This window comes from Luteimonas sp. A501 (genome assembly GCF_054052085.1).
This window is the reverse complement of sequence record NZ_JBSVRI010000002.1, coordinates 238,059-255,841: the sequence shown is the minus strand read 5'-3', so window position 1 is coordinate 255,841 and position 17,783 is coordinate 238,059. Positions and strand designations below refer to the sequence as shown.

The 17,783-nt window shown below is 71.5% G+C and carries 18 protein-coding genes; 4 read left to right on the top strand and 14 right to left on the bottom strand.

Going from position 1 to position 17,783, the window contains the following annotated elements; translation table 11 throughout:
• The first annotated feature begins 3 nt into the window (after positions 1 to 3).
• The 3 genes from ACW7G5_RS07685 (at position 4) to mtnC (ending at position 2,187) form a co-directional block, all read left to right on the top strand.
• Positions 4 to 648: a methylthioribulose 1-phosphate dehydratase gene (locus tag ACW7G5_RS07685; RefSeq protein WP_457003295.1), complete on the top strand. Its 645-nt coding sequence runs from the start codon at positions 4 to 6 to the stop codon at positions 646 to 648.
• A gap of 14 nt (positions 649 to 662) precedes the next feature.
• On the top strand, positions 663 to 1,217 hold the full coding sequence (locus ACW7G5_RS07680) for a 1,2-dihydroxy-3-keto-5-methylthiopentene dioxygenase (protein WP_457003294.1): 555 nt from the start codon (positions 663 to 665) through the stop codon (positions 1,215 to 1,217).
• 274 nt (positions 1,218 to 1,491) lie between these two features.
• Positions 1,492 to 2,187 (top strand): acireductone synthase, encoded by a 696-nt coding sequence (mtnC, locus tag ACW7G5_RS07675; RefSeq protein WP_457003293.1) that lies wholly within the window; start codon positions 1,492 to 1,494, stop codon positions 2,185 to 2,187.
• A gap of 46 nt (positions 2,188 to 2,233) precedes the next feature.
• Here the strand turns inward: mtnC and yczE are convergent, their stop codons facing one another.
• Complete coding sequence (gene yczE / locus ACW7G5_RS07670; protein ID WP_457003292.1) at positions 2,234 to 2,926, bottom strand: membrane protein YczE; 693 nt, start codon at positions 2,924 to 2,926, stop codon at positions 2,234 to 2,236.
• Between the two features lie 9 nt (positions 2,927 to 2,935).
• Entirely contained in the window at positions 2,936 to 4,504 is a 1,569-nt protein-coding gene (locus ACW7G5_RS07665) for a calcineurin-like phosphoesterase C-terminal domain-containing protein (RefSeq protein WP_457003291.1), read from the bottom strand.
• A gap of 161 nt (positions 4,505 to 4,665) precedes the next feature.
• Here ACW7G5_RS07665 and ACW7G5_RS07660 point away from each other — a divergent pair, with 161 nt between their 5' ends.
• Entirely contained in the window at positions 4,666 to 6,486 is a 1,821-nt protein-coding gene (locus tag ACW7G5_RS07660) for a sensor domain-containing diguanylate cyclase (RefSeq protein WP_457003289.1), read from the top strand.
• A gap of 12 nt (positions 6,487 to 6,498) precedes the next feature.
• Here the strand turns inward: ACW7G5_RS07660 and hisIE are convergent, their stop codons facing one another.
• The 12 genes from hisIE to hisS all read right to left on the bottom strand — a co-directional run bounded on the left by hisIE (position 6,499) and on the right by hisS (position 17,783).
• A complete protein-coding gene (gene hisIE, locus ACW7G5_RS07655; RefSeq protein ID WP_457003288.1) occupies positions 6,499 to 7,104 on the bottom strand; it encodes a bifunctional phosphoribosyl-AMP cyclohydrolase/phosphoribosyl-ATP diphosphatase HisIE in 606 nt (201 codons plus the stop codon).
• The gene (gene hisF / locus ACW7G5_RS07650; protein ID WP_457003286.1) at positions 7,097 to 7,870 is read right to left on the bottom strand and encodes an imidazole glycerol phosphate synthase subunit HisF; all 774 of its coding nucleotides are present in this window, start codon (positions 7,868 to 7,870) and stop codon (positions 7,097 to 7,099) included. Before hisF ends, hisIE begins: the two co-directional genes overlap by 8 nt.
• Entirely contained in the window at positions 7,864 to 8,649 is a 786-nt protein-coding gene (locus tag ACW7G5_RS07645) for a HisA/HisF-related TIM barrel protein (RefSeq protein ID WP_457003285.1), read from the bottom strand. Before ACW7G5_RS07645 ends, hisF begins: the two co-directional genes overlap by 7 nt.
• Positions 8,646 to 9,245, bottom strand: a complete 600-nt coding sequence (gene hisH / locus ACW7G5_RS07640) for an imidazole glycerol phosphate synthase subunit HisH (protein WP_457003283.1) — start codon at positions 9,243 to 9,245, stop codon at positions 8,646 to 8,648. The genes ACW7G5_RS07645 and hisH overlap by 4 nt, the downstream gene beginning before the upstream one ends.
• Positions 9,242 to 10,312, bottom strand: a complete 1,071-nt coding sequence (gene hisB / locus ACW7G5_RS07635; protein WP_457003282.1) for a bifunctional histidinol-phosphatase/imidazoleglycerol-phosphate dehydratase HisB — start codon at positions 10,310 to 10,312, stop codon at positions 9,242 to 9,244. The genes hisH and hisB overlap by 4 nt, the downstream gene beginning before the upstream one ends.
• A complete protein-coding gene (hisC, locus tag ACW7G5_RS07630; protein ID WP_457003280.1) occupies positions 10,309 to 11,388 on the bottom strand; it encodes a histidinol-phosphate transaminase in 1,080 nt (359 codons plus the stop codon). The genes hisB and hisC overlap by 4 nt, the downstream gene beginning before the upstream one ends.
• Positions 11,385 to 12,680, bottom strand: a complete 1,296-nt coding sequence (gene hisD, locus ACW7G5_RS07625; RefSeq protein WP_457003278.1) for a histidinol dehydrogenase — start codon at positions 12,678 to 12,680, stop codon at positions 11,385 to 11,387. The genes hisC and hisD overlap by 4 nt, the downstream gene beginning before the upstream one ends.
• Positions 12,677 to 13,591 carry an ATP phosphoribosyltransferase gene (gene hisG / locus ACW7G5_RS07620; protein WP_457003276.1) on the bottom strand — a complete coding sequence of 305 codons (915 nt, stop codon included), beginning with the start codon at positions 13,589 to 13,591 and terminating at the stop codon, positions 12,677 to 12,679. Before hisG ends, hisD begins: the two co-directional genes overlap by 4 nt.
• Before the next feature lie 10 nt (positions 13,592 to 13,601).
• Positions 13,602 to 13,928 carry a YerC/YecD family TrpR-related protein gene (locus ACW7G5_RS07615; protein WP_457003275.1) on the bottom strand — a complete coding sequence of 109 codons (327 nt, stop codon included), beginning with the start codon at positions 13,926 to 13,928 and terminating at the stop codon, positions 13,602 to 13,604.
• 140 nt (positions 13,929 to 14,068) lie between these two features.
• Positions 14,069 to 14,425, bottom strand: a complete 357-nt coding sequence (locus tag ACW7G5_RS07610) for a hypothetical protein (RefSeq protein ID WP_343278509.1) — start codon at positions 14,423 to 14,425, stop codon at positions 14,069 to 14,071.
• Positions 14,422 to 16,338 (bottom strand): HAL/PAL/TAL family ammonia-lyase, encoded by a 1,917-nt coding sequence (locus ACW7G5_RS07605; RefSeq protein WP_457003273.1) that lies wholly within the window; start codon positions 16,336 to 16,338, stop codon positions 14,422 to 14,424. The genes ACW7G5_RS07610 and ACW7G5_RS07605 overlap by 4 nt, the downstream gene beginning before the upstream one ends.
• Positions 16,335 to 17,783 (bottom strand): histidine--tRNA ligase, encoded by a 1,449-nt coding sequence (hisS, locus tag ACW7G5_RS07600; protein ID WP_457003271.1) that lies wholly within the window; start codon positions 17,781 to 17,783, stop codon positions 16,335 to 16,337. Before hisS ends, ACW7G5_RS07605 begins: the two co-directional genes overlap by 4 nt.

Sequence of the window (17,783 nt, the reverse complement as noted above, 5' to 3'; positions counted from 1 at the left end):
GGGATGAACGATGCCCTGCCCTATGACAGCCACCGGCTGCGCGAGCTTGCCGGCGAGCTCATCGTCAACGTGCGTGAGCTGGCCGCGCTCGGCTGGACGCCGGCGACCAGCAGCAACTTCTCGCACCGGCTGGACGAGCGCCATGCCGCGATCACCGTGTCCGGCCGCGACAAGGGCAAGCTGTGCGAGGGCGACATCATGGTCGTCGACATGGATGGGCAAGCCGTTGGCAGCGACCATCGCCCTTCGGCAGAGACCCTGCTGCACACGCAGCTGTACGCCCGCTTCCCGGAAGTCGGCTGCGTACTGCATACCCATTCGCGCGCGCAGACCATCGCATCCCGGCTGTATGCCGGCGTCGGCCACGTGCGCCTGGAGGGCTACGAACTGCTCAAGGCCTTCCGCGGAAACGCCACCCACGAAGCTGCGATCGACGTGCCGGTGCTGCCCAACTCGCAGGACATGCCGACGCTCGCCGCCCAGGTGGATGCCCTGCTCGACCGCGGCCCGATGTGGGGCTACCTGATCGATGGCCACGGCCTGTACGCCTGGGGCCGCGATATGGCCGAGGCGCGCCGCCATCTGGAAGCCTTCGAATTCCTGCTCGGCTGCGAGCTTGAGCTGCGCCGGCTGACCGCCGGCCACTGACTGGAGACCCCGCCATGAGCCGCCTGCGCATCTTCGCCGACGACGCCCCCGGCGCCGCCCTGCTCGACACCTCCGACGGTGACGCCATCGCCCGCGAACTCGGCGCCATCGGCGTCACCTTCGAACGCTGGCAGGCCAACCGGCCGATCGCCGCCGGCGCGTCGCAGGACGAGGTCCTGGCCGCCTACCGCGAGGACATCGACCGCATCAGCGCCGAGCGCGGCTTCACCACGGTCGACGTGATCAGCATCGCGCCGGACAACCCGAAGCGCGAGCAGATGCGCGCGACCTTCCTCGACGAACACTTCCACAAGGAAGACGAAGTCCGCCTGTTCGTCGCCGGCTCCGGCCTGTTCACCCTGCACGTGGACAAGCGCGTGTACGAGATCGAGTGCGTCAAGGACGACCTGATCGCCGTCCCCGACGGCACCACGCACTGGTTCGACATGGGTCCGGACCCCGAATTCGTCGCCATCCGCTTCTTCCAGCAGCCCGACGGCTGGGTCGGCCATTTCACCGGTACCGACATCGCACAGAAATTCCCGCGCTACGAGAAAGGCGCTCGCTGAAAGCCAAGAAGCTTTTTTGCCACGGATTTACGCGGATGAACGCGGATAAGGCGAAAAAGCATTCTTTGCCACGGATTACGCGGATCACGCGGATCACGCGGATAAAGGCAGATAGGACATTGCCACATGAAACCATTTTCCATCTGCTCCTATCCGCGTGATCCGTGGCAAAAAGCTCTTCCTCCAATCTTCAACACCGCACGGTTCCCGACGCTCGCGGCTTTGGCTTGATCCGCGTCCATCCGCGTAAATCCGTGGCAAAAAATGGCTCTCCATGAAACCGACAATCCTCACCGACATCGAAGGCACCGCCGGCAGCATCTCGTTCGTGCGCGACGTGCTGTTTCCCTACGCTCGCCGCGAGCTGCCGCGCTTCGTTCGCGAGCATGGCAAGGACCCCGAGGTACGGCGCTGGCTGGACCAGGTGGCGACCGAACACGGCGCAATGTGCGATGACGCGATGATTGTCGAGGTGCTGCAGGGCTGGATCGACGAGGACCGCAAGCACACCGCGCTCAAGGCGCTGCAGGGGCTGATGTGGAGCGGCGGCTACCGCAATGCCGACTTCACCGCGCATGTGTATCCGGACGCGGTCGACGCGCTGCAGGGCTGGCACGCAGCGGGCCATCCGCTGGCGGTGTATTCCTCGGGTTCGGTGCCGGCGCAGCACCTGTTCTTCGGCCACTCCGACGCCGGCGACCTGCGCCCGCTGTTCTCGGCATTCTTCGACACTGCGGTCGGCGGCAAGCGCGAGGCCGCAAGCTACGCGAACATCGCCGGCGAACTGGGCCGCCAGGCCCGCGACATCGTGTTCCTGTCCGATGTCGTCGAGGAACTGGACGCTGCGCGCGAAGCAGGCCTGCGCACCGTGCTGGTCGACCGCCGCGAGGACTACCCCGACGCGCGCACCGGTGAAGCCGCCAACGGCCACCCGCGCGCGGAATCCTTCGCCGACGTCGACGCCGCCTGAGCCATCAGCGCGGGCGCCGATCCGGCAGCCCGCGGCGGCCCGGCGCTCAGCCCCGCTCCCGCGGCAGCGGCCGCGGCCGGTCCACCGGCGGATGCAGGGGCACCATCAGCCGCTGCATGAAGAACTGGGTCACCGGACCGACGCCGAGCGCGAACACGATGGTGCCGACGCCGAAGACGCCACCCAGCAGCACGCCGGCGGCCAGCACCGCAAGCTCGATGAGGGTGCGCACCAGGCGGATCGAACGGCCGCTGCGGCGCGCCAGCCCGGTCATCAGGCCGTCGCGCGGGCCGGGCCCGAGCTGCGCACCGATATAGAGGCCGGTCGCGAACGCGCATACCAGCACTCCGGCGAGCATCAACAGGCAGCGCGGCAGCAGGCCGTCCGGGGTCGCGATCAGCCGCAGGTTGAGGTCCGCGAACGGCCCGACCAGGAGCGCGTTGGCCACGGTGCCCAGTCCCGGCATCTGCCGCAGCGGGATCCACGCCAGCAGCACCACGACCGACGTCAGGATCATGACCACGCCGAATGACATCGGCAGGTGCAGCGCCGCACCCTGGTGGAACACGTCCCAGGGCGCCGCGCCGAGCGCGCCCCGGATCATCAGCGCGACGGAAAGGCCATACAGCCACAGGCCGACCGCGAGCCGCAGCAGGCGCTCGGGCATCTTTCCGGCCCTGAGCTGATCAAGCGGGCCGAGATTGGCCGGCCCGGCCGGAAGAGGTCGCTTGTTGGGCATGCGATCGACTCAGCCGGCGTCCAGGCGGTACCCGGTGCCGGCGCGCTGCTCGCCCTGCCAGCGGTCGAAGGCGCGGACCTCGATGCGATGCTCGCCCGGCGCAAGGTCGGTCGGCAGCGCACCGCGCCAGAGGTGCACGGACGGTTCGGCTTCGGGCGAGCGGTCACGGCCGCGCAGCGCGGGCGCGGCATCGTCGCGTGCGTTCTCGGCCATGAGCCAGGGGTCGGGCCGTTCCACGCGCACCATCGCACGCCATTCGCCCCCGTCCACCCGGTACTCCACGCGCGTGTCCGCCTCGCCCATGTAGACGTTGGCGTACACGGCCCACGCCGGGTACGCGCCCTGCCGCAGCACGCGCGGCGCGTGCAGGTGCATGGCCTGCGTGCGCGCCGGGTCATCGGCCGCGAGACGCGCCGGATGCCATGACAGGCGGTAACCGCCGTCGGCATCGACCTCCAGCAGGGCGTGGCCGTTGGGCGTGCCGTCGGCCATGGTCGCGTCGGGGATGCCTTCGGCATCAGGTGCGCCCGACCAGAACGCGCCGCTGGCGGCACCGACGTTGAACTCGTGCAAGGGCGTTGATCCGTGCCAGCCTTCGGCGACGCCGTGGCGATGGTGGCGCTGCGTATGGCGATGGCCGCTGAGCACCAGCAGCTTCGGGAACGGACGCAGCAGGGCGAACAGGCGCTCGCGGTCGGCGCTGCGGAAGGTCTCCGCGCGCCCGGGGGCAGCGGTATCGAACAGCGGGATGTGCACGCCAAGCACCAGCAGGCGATCCTTCGGCACGCTCGGCAGCCAGGCTTCGAGGAACGCGAACTGGTCTTCGCGCAGGCCGCCGACATAGCCCGGCCGCTCGCCCGGCAGCTGTACCACGTCATCAAGCACGACGAAGCTCGCGGCACCCTCTTCCCAGGCGAACGTGTCGGGGCCGTAGCTGGCGCGGAACGCCGACAGCGAGGCGTCGTCGCCCAGCGCATCCGGATCGATGTCGTGGTTGCCAGGCACGTGAAGCCACGGCACGCCCAGGCGCGTGGTCACTGCGTTGATCCCCGGGTACAGATCGACCACGTCGTCGACGATGTCGCCGAGGCTGATGCCGAAGTCGGCGCCATGCGCATCGCCACCCAGCAGCGGCGCGACGATATCGCGCGCGTAATAGTCGATGTCGGCGACCGACTTCACCTGCGGATCCGCGAACAGCAGTACGGACAGCGCGTCATCACCCATGCCGGTGTCGCGCAGCAGCGCGAAATCGCCCCCCTGCACGCCGAGCCCGGCCTGCGGCGCAAGCCAGGCCGCGGGCAGCCCGTCCGTGCGCAGCGGCATGCGCCAGCCCGCGGGCTTGACCACGAACACCGGCGCGCCGTCTTCCGCATCCAGGCGGTAGCGGCCTTCGCCATCGGTCCGCGCCAACGACCTGCCATCGGACACGATGACCCCCGCGATGCCCGCTTCGCCCGGGGCGGCGATACCGTCCCCATCGCGATCATCGAAAACCTGCCCCTGCCATTGCGCCGCGCCGGCAACTCCGGTGGCCAAAAGCAGCAGCATCGCGGCAAGGCATCGGATCCTTTGCATCAACACACCCGGCGGATTGAGATGGCCCATTATGCCGTCGTCCCCCGTTTACCCTGCGAGGTCCTGCAGGCATATGATTGGCCTGCGATGCTTTCCGTTGCAGTCATGGACGCGGTAGAGGGGACGTCTGGATGAACGTCGTGGTATCGGGAATGACGCGAATGGCCGTGCTTCTGGCGCTGCTGATGCTGTTCGCCCTGCCGCTCACCGCCAGCGCCAGCGCCAGCGCCAGCAGCGTGATCGAACTCTCCGCCGATACCGGCGAAATCGCGCTCTCGCCACATGTCACCTATCGCCACGACACCGCCGCGACGGACGCCCTGGCCGACGCATGGCGCGCGCTTGAGGCTGGCGGCTTCAAGCCCTTGCCCGGTGGCAACCCGGCCTTCGGCTTCCAGGACGGCGCCTTCTGGGTCCATGCGCGCGTGGTCAATCGCAATCCGGACGAACCTCGCTGGCTGATGGTGCAGACCTATCCGCTCAGCGACCACCTCGACGTCTACCTGCGCTACCCCGACGGCCACGTCGAGCACCACGCCGGCGGCGACACCCTGCCCTTCAGCGAACGCGCCATCCGCTACCGGCATCCCAACTTCATGCTCGACCTGCCCGCGGGCCAGCCGGTGGACATCCTGTTCCGGGTGCAAAGCCAGAGTTCGATGCAGGTGCCGCTGGTGCTGTACACGCCAGGCGCGTTCACCGAACTCTCGCGCGACGCGCAGCTGGCGATCGGCCTGTACTACGGCATCCTGCTGGCGCTGTTCTTCTACAACCTGGTGCTGTGGCTGGTGCTGCGCGACGCCAGCTACTTCTGGTACCTGTTCCACATCAGCGCCTTCGGCCTGGTGCTGTTCTGCCTCAACGGGCTGGGCTTCGAATACCTGTGGCCCAACAACGTCTGGCTGGCCGACAAATCGGTGCCGCTGTCGATCAGCCTGGCGCTGATCGGCATGCACCAGTTCGCGCGCGTGTTCCTGGGGCTGGGCGACCGCTGGCCGACGGGCAACCGGGTGAGCATCATCGCCATCTCCGCCTTCGCCTGCTTCGGCATCGCGGCGGTGTTCGTGCCCTACCGCCTGATCACCCCGGCGGTGTCGCTGGCGGTGCTGGCGAGCATCGTCTGGATCACCGTGGTCAGCGTGGTGGCACTGCGCAAGGGCTACCGGCCGGCGCGGCTGTTCCTGCTGTCGTGGTCGATGTTCCTCGCCGGCACGGCGGTCTTCACCCTGGTCGCCTTCGGGGTGATCCCCAAGACCTTCTACACCGAGTACGGCGTGCAGATCGGCTCCGCCCTGGAGATGCTGTTCCTCTCGGTCGCGCTCAGCTACCGCTACGCTTCGCTGCGCAACGAGAACGAACGCATCGTCAGCCAGGCCAACGTGCAGCTCGAGCGCACGGTGGCCACGCGGACGCGCGAACTGCAGCGCACGCTCGACCAGCTGGAGCAGGCACATTCGCGCCTGCGCGAGTCCTCGCGCCGCGACGGCCTGACCGGCCTGTACAACCGCTCGCACTTCCACGACGCCTTCGAACGCCTGCTGGTGGCCTGCAACCAGGACCGTCGGCCGCTGTCGCTGCTGATGGTCGACCTGGACTTCTTCAAGGCCATCAACGACGAACACGGCCACCTGGTGGGCGATGACGTGCTGCGCGCGGCGGCCCGGCGGATCGGCCAGGCGCTGCGGCCCCACGAGGCGCTTCTCGCGCGCTTCGGCGGCGAGGAATTCGTGATCGTGCTGCCCGGCATCGACCTGCGCGCGGCGGTCGCCGTGGCCGAGGAGGTGCGGCGCGCCATCTCCTCCGCGCCCTGCGAGTCGCAGCAGGGCCCGAACGTACGCATCTCCGGGAGCGTGGGGGTGCACACCGTGGTCCCGGGCACCATCGACGACATCGACGACGCGCTGCAGGTCGCCGACCAGGCGCTGTACGCGGCCAAGGCCAACGGCCGCGACTGCGTGCGCACTTCGATCTCGGCGGCCTGAGCAAGCGGCGCCTCAGGCCGCGCGCTCCGCCAGCACGCGCTCGACGTCGGCCAGGCCCAGGCCACGGGCGCGTAGCAGCACCAGCAGGTGGTAGGCCAGGTCGGCGGCCTCGCCCAGCAGCGCCGCGTCGTGCTGGGCCACGGCGGCGAGCGCGGTCTCCACGCCTTCCTCGCCGACCTTCTGCGCCACGCGGTGGACGCCGGCGGCCAGCAGATTCGTCGTGTAGTGGCCCTCGGGCATCGTGCGTGCGCGCTCGGCGACCACGGCATCCAGCGCGCCCAGCCCGCTGCCGGCGGCGCCGGGGAAACAGCTGCTGCGGCCGAGGTGGCAGGTGGGACCCGCGGGCACCACGCGCAGCAGCAGCGCGTCGGCGTCGCAGTCGGTCTCCAGCGCGATCACGCGCAGGTGGTGGCCGCTGGTCTCGCCCTTGGTCCAGAGCCGCTGCCGGCTGCGGCTGTGGAACGTGGCAAAGCCGGTGGCGAGCGTGTGTTGCAGCGATTCCGGGCTCATGTAGCCCAGCATCAGCACGCGGTGGCTGCCCGCGTCCTGCACCACGGCCGGCACCAGGCCGCCCTGCTTGCCCCAGTCGAGCGTCGGCATGGCGAGCGGTTCAGTCATCGCGCACCTCGATTCCGCGGGCGCGCAGCCCGCGCTTGAGTTCCGGGATCCGGACCTCGCCGGAGTGGAAGACGCTGGCGGCGAGCGCCCCGTCCACGTCCGCCTCTTCGAACACGGCTGCGAAGTGTCCGATCGCGCCCGCGCCGCCGGACGCCACCAATGGCACGTCGCAGCGCGCGCGCGCGGCGCGCAGCTGCGCGATGTCGTAGCCGGCGCGCACGCCGTCGCTGCCCATGCAGTTGAGGACGATCTCGCCCGCGCCCAGCGCCTGCAGCTCGTCGATCCAGTCGAGCGTGGGCCGGCCGCTGTCGCGCATCACGGCGGCGTCGCCGGTGTGGCTGCGCACACGCCACTGGCCGTCGGCGTCGCGCAGCGAATCGACGCCGGCGACCACGCACTGCCGGCCAAAGGCGGCGGCCAGCTCGGACACCAGCGCCGGGCGCTCCAGCGCGGGCGTGTTGACCGAGACCTTATCGGCGCCGGCCTGCAGCACGCTGCGCGCATCCGCCACGCTGCGGATGCCGCCGGCGACGCAAAACGGGATGTCGAGCAGGCGCCCGAGGCGCTCGACCCAGGCGACGTCGACCGTCCGCCCCGCGGGGCTGGCGGTGATGTCGTAGAACACGAGTTCGTCGGCGCCTTCGCGCGCGTACAGCGTGGCCAGCTCGACGATGTCGCCGGCGTCGACGTGGTCGCGGAAGCGCACGCCCTTGACCACGCGGCCGTCGCGCACGTCGAGGCAGGCAATGATGCGGCGGCTCAGCACGGCGGCCGCCCGAAGCCGGCGTCGCGGCCGACGGTGGCGGGCGCACCCGCGGCCAGCGCCTCCGCCAGGTCGACGCGGCCTTCCAGCAGCGCCTTGCCCAGCACGATGCCCGCGCAGCCGGCGCGGCGCGCGGCGGCGACGTCGGCGGCGTCGCGGGCGCCGCCGCTCGCCTGCACCTGCAACCCCGGCACGCAGGCGCGAAGCGTGTCGTACAACGCGAGGTTGGGTCCGGCCAGCATGCCGTCGCGTCCTATGTCGGTGCACAGCAGGTGGCGCAGTCCCGCCCGGGCATGGAAACCGGCGAGGTCCTCCAGCCGCTCCGTGCCCTCTTCCGTCCAGCCGTGCACGCCCGGGCGCCAAGCGCCGTCGGCACCGCGGCGCACGTCGAGCGCGACCACGATGCGCTCGGCGCCGAAGCGCTCGATCCAGCCGGCGACGCGCTCGCGCTCGCGCACGGCCAGCGACCCCACCACCACGCGCGCGGCGCCGGCGTCGAGGATCGCGGCGACGTCGTCCTCGTGGCGCACGCCGCCACCGGTCTGCACCTGCAGCGCGCTGTCGGCGCGGATGGCGCGCAGCAGCGGCGCCTGCGTGTAGCCGCCCGCGCGCGCAGCGTCGAGGTCGACCAGGTGCAGCCAGCGCGCGCCGCGGCCGGCATAGGCCAGCGCCTGCGCCAGCGGGTCTGCCGGATAGCGCGACTCGCGCGCATAGTCGCCCTGCGCCAGGCGCACCACGCGGCCTTCGCGCACGTCGATGGCGGGATAGACGGTGAAGCTCATGCGGCCTCCAGGAAATTGCGCAGCAGTCGCGCGCCGGCGGTGGCCGACCGCTCCGGGTGGAACTGCGCGCCAGCGACGCGGCCACGTTCGACGACTGCGGCGAAGGCGGACCCGTGCATCGCATAGGCGACGCAGTCGGCACCCGGCGCGGCCGCATAGCCGTGCACGAAGTAAGCCCAGGCGCCGTCGTCGATGCCTGCCATGAGCGGCGAGGCGCGGCGCGCGCACAGGCGATTCCAGCCGATGTGCGGCACGCGCAGGCCCGGCGCCGGCCGCATGCGGCGCACCACGCCCGGCAGCAGACCGAGGCACTCCACGTCGCCTTCCGCGGAGTGTTCGAACAGCAGCTGCATGCCCAGGCAGATGCCGAGCAACGGGACCTCGAGCGCAGGCAGCGCCTCGACGAAGCCCTGGTCGCGCAGCAGGCGCATCGCCGGCGCGGCGGCGCCAACCCCCGGCAGGATCACGCGCGCCGCGCCGCGCAGGCCATCCGCGTCGCGCACGATGCGCGGCATCGCGCCCAGGCGCTCCAGCGCGTAGCAGACCGAGCCGAGGTTGGCGCCGCCGGCGTCGATCACCGCGACCGGCGCGCTCACAGGGCGCCCTTGGTGCTGGGCAGGTCGCGGCCGGTGCGGGCGACGGCTTGGCGCAGCGCGCGCGCAAAGGCCTTGAAGCAGGCCTCGACCATATGGTGGTCGTTCTCGCCGCGGACCTCGATATGCAGGTTGAGCGCAGCGGAATCGCACAACGAGCGGAAGAAGTGCGGCACGAGCTCGGTCGGCAGGTCGCCCACGCGCTCGCGGCGGAAGCTGCCGGTGAACTGCAGCCAGGGCCGGCCACCGAAGTCGAGCGCGGCGCTGGCCAGGGCGTCGTCCATCGGCAAGGTGAAGCCGTAGCGGCCGATGCCGCGCTTGTCGCCCAGCGCCTCGCGCAAGGCCTGGCCCAGCGCCAGCGCCGTGTCCTCGACGGTGTGGTGCTCGTCGACGTGCAGGTCGCCGTCGGCCTCGATGGCCAGCGCGATGCCGCCGTGGGTGCCGATCTGTTCGAGCATGTGGTCGAAGAAGGCCAGCCCGGTGCGGATGCGCGGCGGCGCGGCGGCGTCGAGGTCGAGTTCGACGCGGATGCGGGTCTCGCGCGTCTCGCGTTCCACGCGCGCCTGGCGCGGCGCGTCGACCAGCGCGTGCGCGATTGCCGGCCAGTCCCAATCGCCGCCGAAGCGGCCGCGCAGCTTGAAGCCGCGGATGCCGAGGTTCCCGGCGAACTCGAGGTCGGTGTCGCGATCGCCGACCATCGCCGAGCGCGCCCAGTCGATGCCGCGGTCGCGCAGCAGCGGCACCACCAGGCCCAGTCCCGGCTTGCGGGTGGGCGCGTTGTCACCTGGCAGGCTGCGGTCGATGAGGACCTCGCGGAAGCTGATGCCCTGGCTCTCGAACACCTGCAGCATCAGCGCCTGCGGGCCATCGAAGTCCGCCTGCGGATACGCCGGCGTGCCGAGGCCGTCCTGGTTGCTGACGATCACGAAGGCATAGCCGGCATCGCGCAGCCTGAGCAGGGCCGGGACCACGTCGCGGCAGAAGCGCAGCTTGTCCAGCGCATCGACCTGGAAGTCCTCGGGCTCCTCGATCAGGGTGCCGTCGCGATCGATGAAGAGGATCGGGGTCATGCCGCCACCTCCAGCGCCGACAGTGCGGCGAGCACGCGCGCGTTCTCCGCGGCCGTGCCCACGGTGATGCGCAGCGCGTCATCGAGGCCAGGCGCAGCGCGCTGGTCGCGCACCACCACGCCGGCGGCCAGCAGCGCCTTGAGCGCCGCGCCGGCGTCGGCGAAGCGCAGCAGCAGGAAGTTGCCCTGTGACGGATACACCCGGCGCACGTTCGGCAGCGCTGCCAGCGCCGAGCGCATCGGCTCGCGCTCCGCCACGGCCTCCGCGGCGCGCGCGCGCGTGGCGGCGAGCGCATCGGGCGCAAGCGCGGCCAGCGCCAGCGCGGCGCAGGGCGCCGGCACGGGATACGGCGCCTGGCAGGCGCGCAACGCGGCGACCAGGGCCGCGTCCGCGATCACGCAGCCGATGCGGGCCGCGGCGAGCGCGTGCGCCTTGGACAGCGTCCTCAGCACGGCCAGGTTTGGCAGGCGTGACAGCAGCGCCACCGCCGACGGCTGATCCGTGTATTCGACGTAGGCTTCGTCGACCACCACCAGCGCGCGCCCGTCCAGCGCGCGTGCGATGGTCTCGATGTCCACGTGCGACACCAGTCCGCCGGTGGGGTTGGACGGCGAGCAGAGGAAGACGATGCGCGCGCCCGAGCGCAGCGCCTTGCCGATGACCGCGCCAGGGTCGAGCACGAAATCGCCGCCGGCCTCCTCCAGCGGCACCTCGACCAGGCGCGCGCCCTGCAGCCGCGCGCTGACCGCGTACATGCCGAACACCGGCGGCGTCACCAGCACCGCGTCCTCGCCCGGGCGGCACAGCGCGCGCACCAGCAGGTCGATGGCCTCGTCGCTGCCGCGGCCGACCAGCAGCTGCCCGGGCGCGCAGCCATACAGCGCTGCCAGCACGGCGCGCAGGACGTCGGACTGCGGCTCCGGATAGCGCTGGCAGCGCCCCGCGGGATCGGCGGCGTTGGGCCAGGCCGACTCGTTGGCGTTGAGCCACACCTCGCCTCGAACGATGTCCGAGCGCGCGGAGCGGTAGCCGGCGAACCCGCGCAGGTCCGGGCGCAGCAGTCCGAGCGCGCTCATGCCGCCCGCTCCAGGCGCAGGCGCACGGCGCTGGCGTGCGCCTCGAGGCCCTCGGCGGTGGCCATGGCGAGCGCGTCCGGGCCGATGGCCGCGATGCCCTCGGCCGTCGCCTCCTGCACGCTGATGAAGTTCTGGAAGCTCGAGACCGACACGCCGCTGGTCGCGACCGCGGCGCCGGCCGTGGGCAGCACGTGGTTGGTGCCGCTGCAGTAGTCGCCCAGCGCCTCGGGCGTGTGGTCGCCGAGGAACACCGAGCCCGCCACCTGCACGCGGTCCAGCCACGCGCGCGGTTCGCGCAGGGCGAGGATCAGGTGTTCGGGCGCGTACGCGTTGCTGACGTCGAAGGCCTGCGCAAGTCCGTCGACCTTGAGCAGCCGCGAGCGCGACAGCGCCTCGCGCGCGATGGCCGCCCGCGGCAGGCGCTCGAGCTGCGCGGCAATCGCCACGGCCACGGCGTCGAGCAGCGCGTCGCTGTCGGACACCAGCAGCACCTGGGAGTCCGGCCCGTGCTCGGCCTGCGACAGCAGGTCGGCGGCGACCCAGGCCGGGTTCGCGCCCGCATCAGCGACCACCAGCACCTCGGACGGCCCGGCGGGCATGTCGATCGACGCCAACCCGCGCTGCGCGACCTGGCGCTTGGCCTCGGTCACCCAGGCATTGCCGGGCCCGAACAGCTTGTCGCAGGCCGGGAAGGTGGCGGTGCCGCAGGCCATCGCCGCGATCGCCTGCGCACCGCCAACGCGGTGCACGCGCGTGATCCCGCACAGGCGCGCAGCGGCGAGCACGGTCGGGTCCACGCTGCCGTCGGCGCGCGGCGGCGTGCACATCACCACCCCGGCGCAGCCCGCCAGCCGCGCCGGCACGCCCAGCATCAGCACCGTCGACGGCAGCGGCGCGCTGCCCGCGGGCACGTACAGGCCGACGCGGCGGATCGGCCGCGCCATGCGCGCGCAGCGCACGCCCGGCGCCGTCTCCACCGCGTAGTCGGCCTGCATGCCGGCGCGGTGGAAGGCCTCGATGCGCGAGGCGGCGGCGCGCAGCGCATCCAGCAGGGCCGGCGGCACGGCTGCCATCGCGGCCTCGAACGCGTCCGCGCCGACGCGGGCATCCTCGAGGTCGACGCCGTCGAACCTGCGGCCCAGGTCGCGCACGGCCGCGTCGCCGCCGTCGACCACCGCATCGATGATCCGGGCCACGGTCGCGGTCACTTCGACCGCCATGTCCTGCACCGGCCGCCGCAGCGCCTCCGCGCGCCCGATCGAATCGAGCGCATTCCAGTCCAACCGCTTCATGCCAGCGTCCTCTCGATCGGCAGCACCATCAGTCCGCGTGCACCGGCCAGCTTCAGGTCCTCCAGGCGCTGCCAGCCCATCGCGCCGTGGCACAGCGCCTGCAGCGCGAGCGTGTCCTTGCCGTCGACCTGCATCACCGTGGGCGGTTCGGCGTCCGGCAGCAGCGCCAGCAGGCCGGGGAGCGCACTGCGGGAGGCCTGGAACATCAGCAGGCGGCTGTCGCGCAGCTTCAGCACGCCGTCCAGGCGTCGCCGCAACATCTGCGCGAGGTCGTCGCGGGCGTCGCCGAAGGCGTGCAGCGGTCCGGCCAGCACCGCCTCGCTGCGCAACAGGGTCATCACCGGCACCAGCCGGTTGGCCGCCAGCGTCGCGCCGCTCGACACCAGGTCGCAGACCGCGTCCGCCTGGCCCAGCCTCGGCGCGATCTCGACCGAGCCCGACAGCGTCACCACGCCCGCAACGATGCCCCGCACGTCCAGCCACTGCTTCAGGAGCGCCGGATAGCTGGTGGCGATGCGCAGCCCGGCGAGCTGCTCCGGCCCGGTCCACTCGACGCCATCGGGGATGGCGATGTCGAGCCGGCAGTCGCCGAAGCCCAGCGGTCGCAGCTCGCTCGCCGCGGCGGCCGCACCCAGCGCCTCACGGCCGGCATTGGTCTCGTCGAGCACGTTGCGCCCGACGATGCCGAGGTCGCAGACGCCGTCGGCGATCAGGCCGGGGATGTCGTCGTCGCGCACCAGCAGCAGGTCGACCGGCAGCGATTCGCCGTGGCAGAACAAGCGGTCGCGGCCCTCGCGCCAGGACAGGCCGCAGGACGCCAGCAGGGCGCGCGCGGGTTCGCCCAGGCGGCCGGATTTCTGGATGGCAATGCGCAGCCGCTCGCGCGGTGCCGCGGAGGAGATCGGACTCATGGCGGGGACTTCAGTGTCGGTCGAGGAGGCGCGGGAACTGCTCGCGGACGGCGGCCGCGTAGCCGCCTTCGCCGTGCTCCAGGGTGCGGGCGACGCGGCCCACGGTGGTGACGCTGACGCCGGTGCGCTGGTGGATCTCGCGGTAGGGCACGCCCTCGAGCAGCAGCGGCACCACGCGCCAGCGGTCGGTCATGGCCTCGAGTTCGGCCGGGGTGCACAGGTCGCGCAGGAACGCCGCGACCTCGGCAGGGTCCTGCAGGGACGCAAGCGCCTTGGCCAAGGCCTTGAAGCCGGCATCGGCATCCTTCTTCGGCACGGGAGCGGGGCGCTGCTTCATCTGGACTAATGTATTAATGCGTTAGCACATTAACGCACGTCGATCGCGGGCGCGCAACCCCTCCCGGCGCGGGCGGGCAGCCAAGACAGGTAACGGGTTCAAGGGACCGGCGGCCTCGGCGGACGCGGCGGTCGCGGCCCTCAGGCCCGGCGGCGCTCCGCCAACATCCAGCCCAGGGCGACACCGGCCAGGGCGCCGATGACTTCCATCAGCACGCGGATGCCAAGCCCGTCGGGGTCATGGATCTTCGACAGCGCGATGCGCGCGTACACCGGCGACTCGAGCTTGACCACGCCCATGTAGAACAGGTGCCAGGTGTCGATGCCGGCGCTGATCGCGATCGCGGCCAGGCAGGCCCAGCCGATCGCATGCCCCTCCGGCCAACGCGCACGCAGGCCGATGGCGTGGAACAGCGCGTAGGCCAACAGGCCGACCAGCAGTGCGATCAGGCCCGCTTCCAGTGCACCCGGCCAGCCCAGGTGCAGGGGCAGGTTCAAGCGCCCTGCCCGGCGTCGCGCACGGCGGCCAGCAGCACGCCGTCGCAGACCAGGCGCACGGCCTCGGCCACGTCGCCGTCCATCGCGCGGTCGCGCTCCATGCTCGCGATGCGGCCGCGGATCACGCCGTGCGCCACATCGACGGCGCGGCCGGGATGGAAGGGTTCGCTCTCCGCGAGCTCCACGCGCAGCGCTTCGACTTCCTCCATGAAGCATGCGTGGTCCGGCGTGCCCGCGGCCGGCGCGCCCGACACCTTGGCCGCCAGCGCCGCCGCATCGCCGCGCCGCGCCAGGTCGCGCGCGGCGTTGATCATGTCGCGGCGCAGGTCCAGCGCCTGCGCGGCGGTGTAGAGCTCCAGGCCCAGAACCTTGCCCAGGTCGTCGGCCATGGCCAGCACGTGGCGCGCCTCGTTGGCGCCCATCGACACGTGGTCTTCCGCGTTCGCGCTGGTCGGCACCGAGTAGACGCTGGCCGGATGCGCGCGGCTGGCGAGGTCGTTGACGATCGCCGCGGCGGTGTACTGCACGATCATGAAGCCCGACTCGGTGCCGTCCTCGTTGCCGATCAGGAAGGCCGGCAGGCCGTCGCTGGTGGCGGGGTCGACCAGCTTGTTGAGCCGGCGCTCGCTGATCGAGGCCAACACCGGAAGGGCGGCCTTGAGGTAGCTCATCGCCAGCGCCAGCGGCATGCCGTGGAAGTGCCCGGCGGAGATCACCGTGCTTTCAACGAACGCGCCTCCGACGTGCCCGGCGGCCTTGTCGGGGAACACCAGCGGATTGTCGGTGACCGCGTTGAGCTCGACCTCGAGCACGCGCGCGGCCTGGGCCGCGGCGTCGCGCACCGCGCCGTGCACCTGCGGCACGCAGCGCAGCGAATAGCTGTCCTGCGGCTGGTGCTTCTTGCCGCCGCGGAAGGGCTTGAAGCGCTGGTAGAACTTCTCGCGGCCGTGGCGCTGGCTGGTCGGCACCCAGTCCCAGCCGATGTCGAAGGGCAGTGCCTGCGCGGCGGGCTCGTCCCAGCTGCCCGGCAACCACTGCCGGAAGCGCGGCACCAGGTGGTAGGCGATGTCGGCCAGCGTCGAACCGCCCAGCAGCGCGCGCAGCTGCGCGGCGGCCGCGACCTGGCCCGGATGCGGGCGCAGCGCGTGCACGTCCTCGGCGTAGGCGCCCAGGCGGCCGGCGAAGGCGTCGAGCGTCATCGCCGCGGCAAGGTCCGCGGTGTCGAGCAGGTCCTCCAGCTTCGCCAGTGCCAGCACGCCCATCGCCAGCATCTGCGCGGTGCCGTTGTTGAGGGCCAGGCCTTCCTTGTAGGAGAGTTCGACCGGCGCCAGACCCACGCGCTGGAGCGCATCGGTGCCCGGCATGCGCTCGCCCTCGACGAAGGCTTCGCCGCCGCCCAGCAACACGATCGCGAGGTGCGACAGCGGCGCCAGGTCGCCCGAGGCACCGACCGAGCCCAGCTGTGGCACGACCGGCACCACGCCGGCGTTGAGCAGCTGAGCCATCGCCTGCAGCGTGGACACGCGGATGCCCGAGTGCCCGCGCAGCAGCGTGTTGACGCGAATGCACATCATCGCGCGCACCACCGGCGCCGACATCGGCTCGCCCACGCAGACGGCGTGGGTGATGATCAGGTTGCGCTGCAGCTCGGCGTGCAGGGAGCGGCCGGAAGGCGCGCCACCCGGCAGTTCATCGCGCAGCGGATGGGCGCCGAGCAGCTTGTCGGCGTTGCTGCCGAAGCCGGTGGACACGCCATAGATCGGCTCTTCGCGCCGCACCTGCTCGGCGAGGAAATCGGCGGCGCGCGCCACTGCGCGCAGCGCGCCTTCGTCCAGCGACACCTGGGCGCCGTGGGCCACGGCCACCAGCTGCGGGCGGGTCAGCGACAGTCCGTCAAGAAGTACGGGCTTCATCGTGCGTCTCCTTTGGCGGATGCGATCGCCGGACCCGCGGCGGTCCCGGCAAGCGCCCCGACGACGGCGTTGGCTTCATCCACCCGGCATCGCGCGAGCAGCGCATCGGCCAGCCCTTCCAGCGTGACCTCGACCTGCTCGCCGTTGAGCAGGTCCTTCACCGTCGCCACGCCGCGCGCGACCTCGTCCGCGCCGCGCACCACCACGTGGCGGATGCCGGCGCGGTCGGCGTACTGGAACTGCTTGCCGAGCTTGCGCGGCTCGAACTGGGTCTCCACGTTCAGGCCCGCCGCGCGCAGCCGCTGCGAGAGCGCCAGCGCATCGTCCAGGCCGGCGTCGTCGAACAGCGCCACCAGCACGTCCACCGGACTGCGCTCCGCGGCCACCAGGCCGGCTTCGCGCAGCTGCCAGAACAGGCGCGTCAGGCCGATGGAGATGCCGACGCCGGGGAGCTTCGACTTGGTGTAGTGACCGGCCAGGTCGTCGTAGCGGCCGCCGGAACAGATCGAGCCGATGCCCGGGTTCGCGTCCAGCGTGGTCTCGTAGACCATGCCGGTGTAGTAGTCCAGGCCACGCGCGATGGAGAGGTTGATCGCGTAGCGCGACTCCGGCACGCCCATCGCCTTAAGCATGCCGAGCAGCGCGCGCAGCTCGTCGCGTCCCTCCTCGAACTGCGGCGTGCCGGCGCCGAGCGCATCGAGCTTCGCGAGCGCATCGCCATGGCCGTTGGAACGGATGCGCGAGAAGGCCAGCAGCCGCTCGGCCACCTCCGGCAACAGGCCGAAGCCCTCGCCCTCCAGCGTCGCGCGCACGGCCTCTTCGCCGCGCTTGTCGAGCTTGTCGATCTCGCGCAGCACCAGCGGCTGCGCCGCGTCATCGATGCCCTGCCCGGCGAAGAACCCGCGCAGCAGCTTGCGATGGTTGAGCTGGATGGTGAATTCACCGATGCCCAGCGCATCGAACACGGCGTTGATCACCGCCGGTACCTCGGCCTCGAAGCGCGGCGACAGCGTGTCCTTGCCGATCACGTCGATGTCGCACTGGCAGAACTCGCGGAAGCGGCCGCGCTGCGCGCGCTCGCCGCGGTACACGCGCTGCATCTGGTAGCGGCGGAACGGGAAGGCGAGGTGGTGCTCGTGCTCGGCCACGTAGCGGGCCAGCGGCACCGTCAGGTCGAAGCGCAGCGCCATTTCCGGCACGTCCTGCCCGCCGCCGCCCTGGGCTTTCTCCAGCGCGCCGGTGGACTGCACGAAATACACCTGGCGCTCGGTCTCGCCACCGGTCTTGGTCAGCAGCACCTCGGAGAGCTCGAATACCGGCGTTTCCACCGGCAGGAAGCCCCATGCCTCGAAGGTGCGGCGGATGGTGTCGAGCATGCGCTGGAAGGCGACCTGCTCGCGCGGCAGCAGTTCGAGGACGCCCGGGGGCGTGCGTGGCTTGATCAA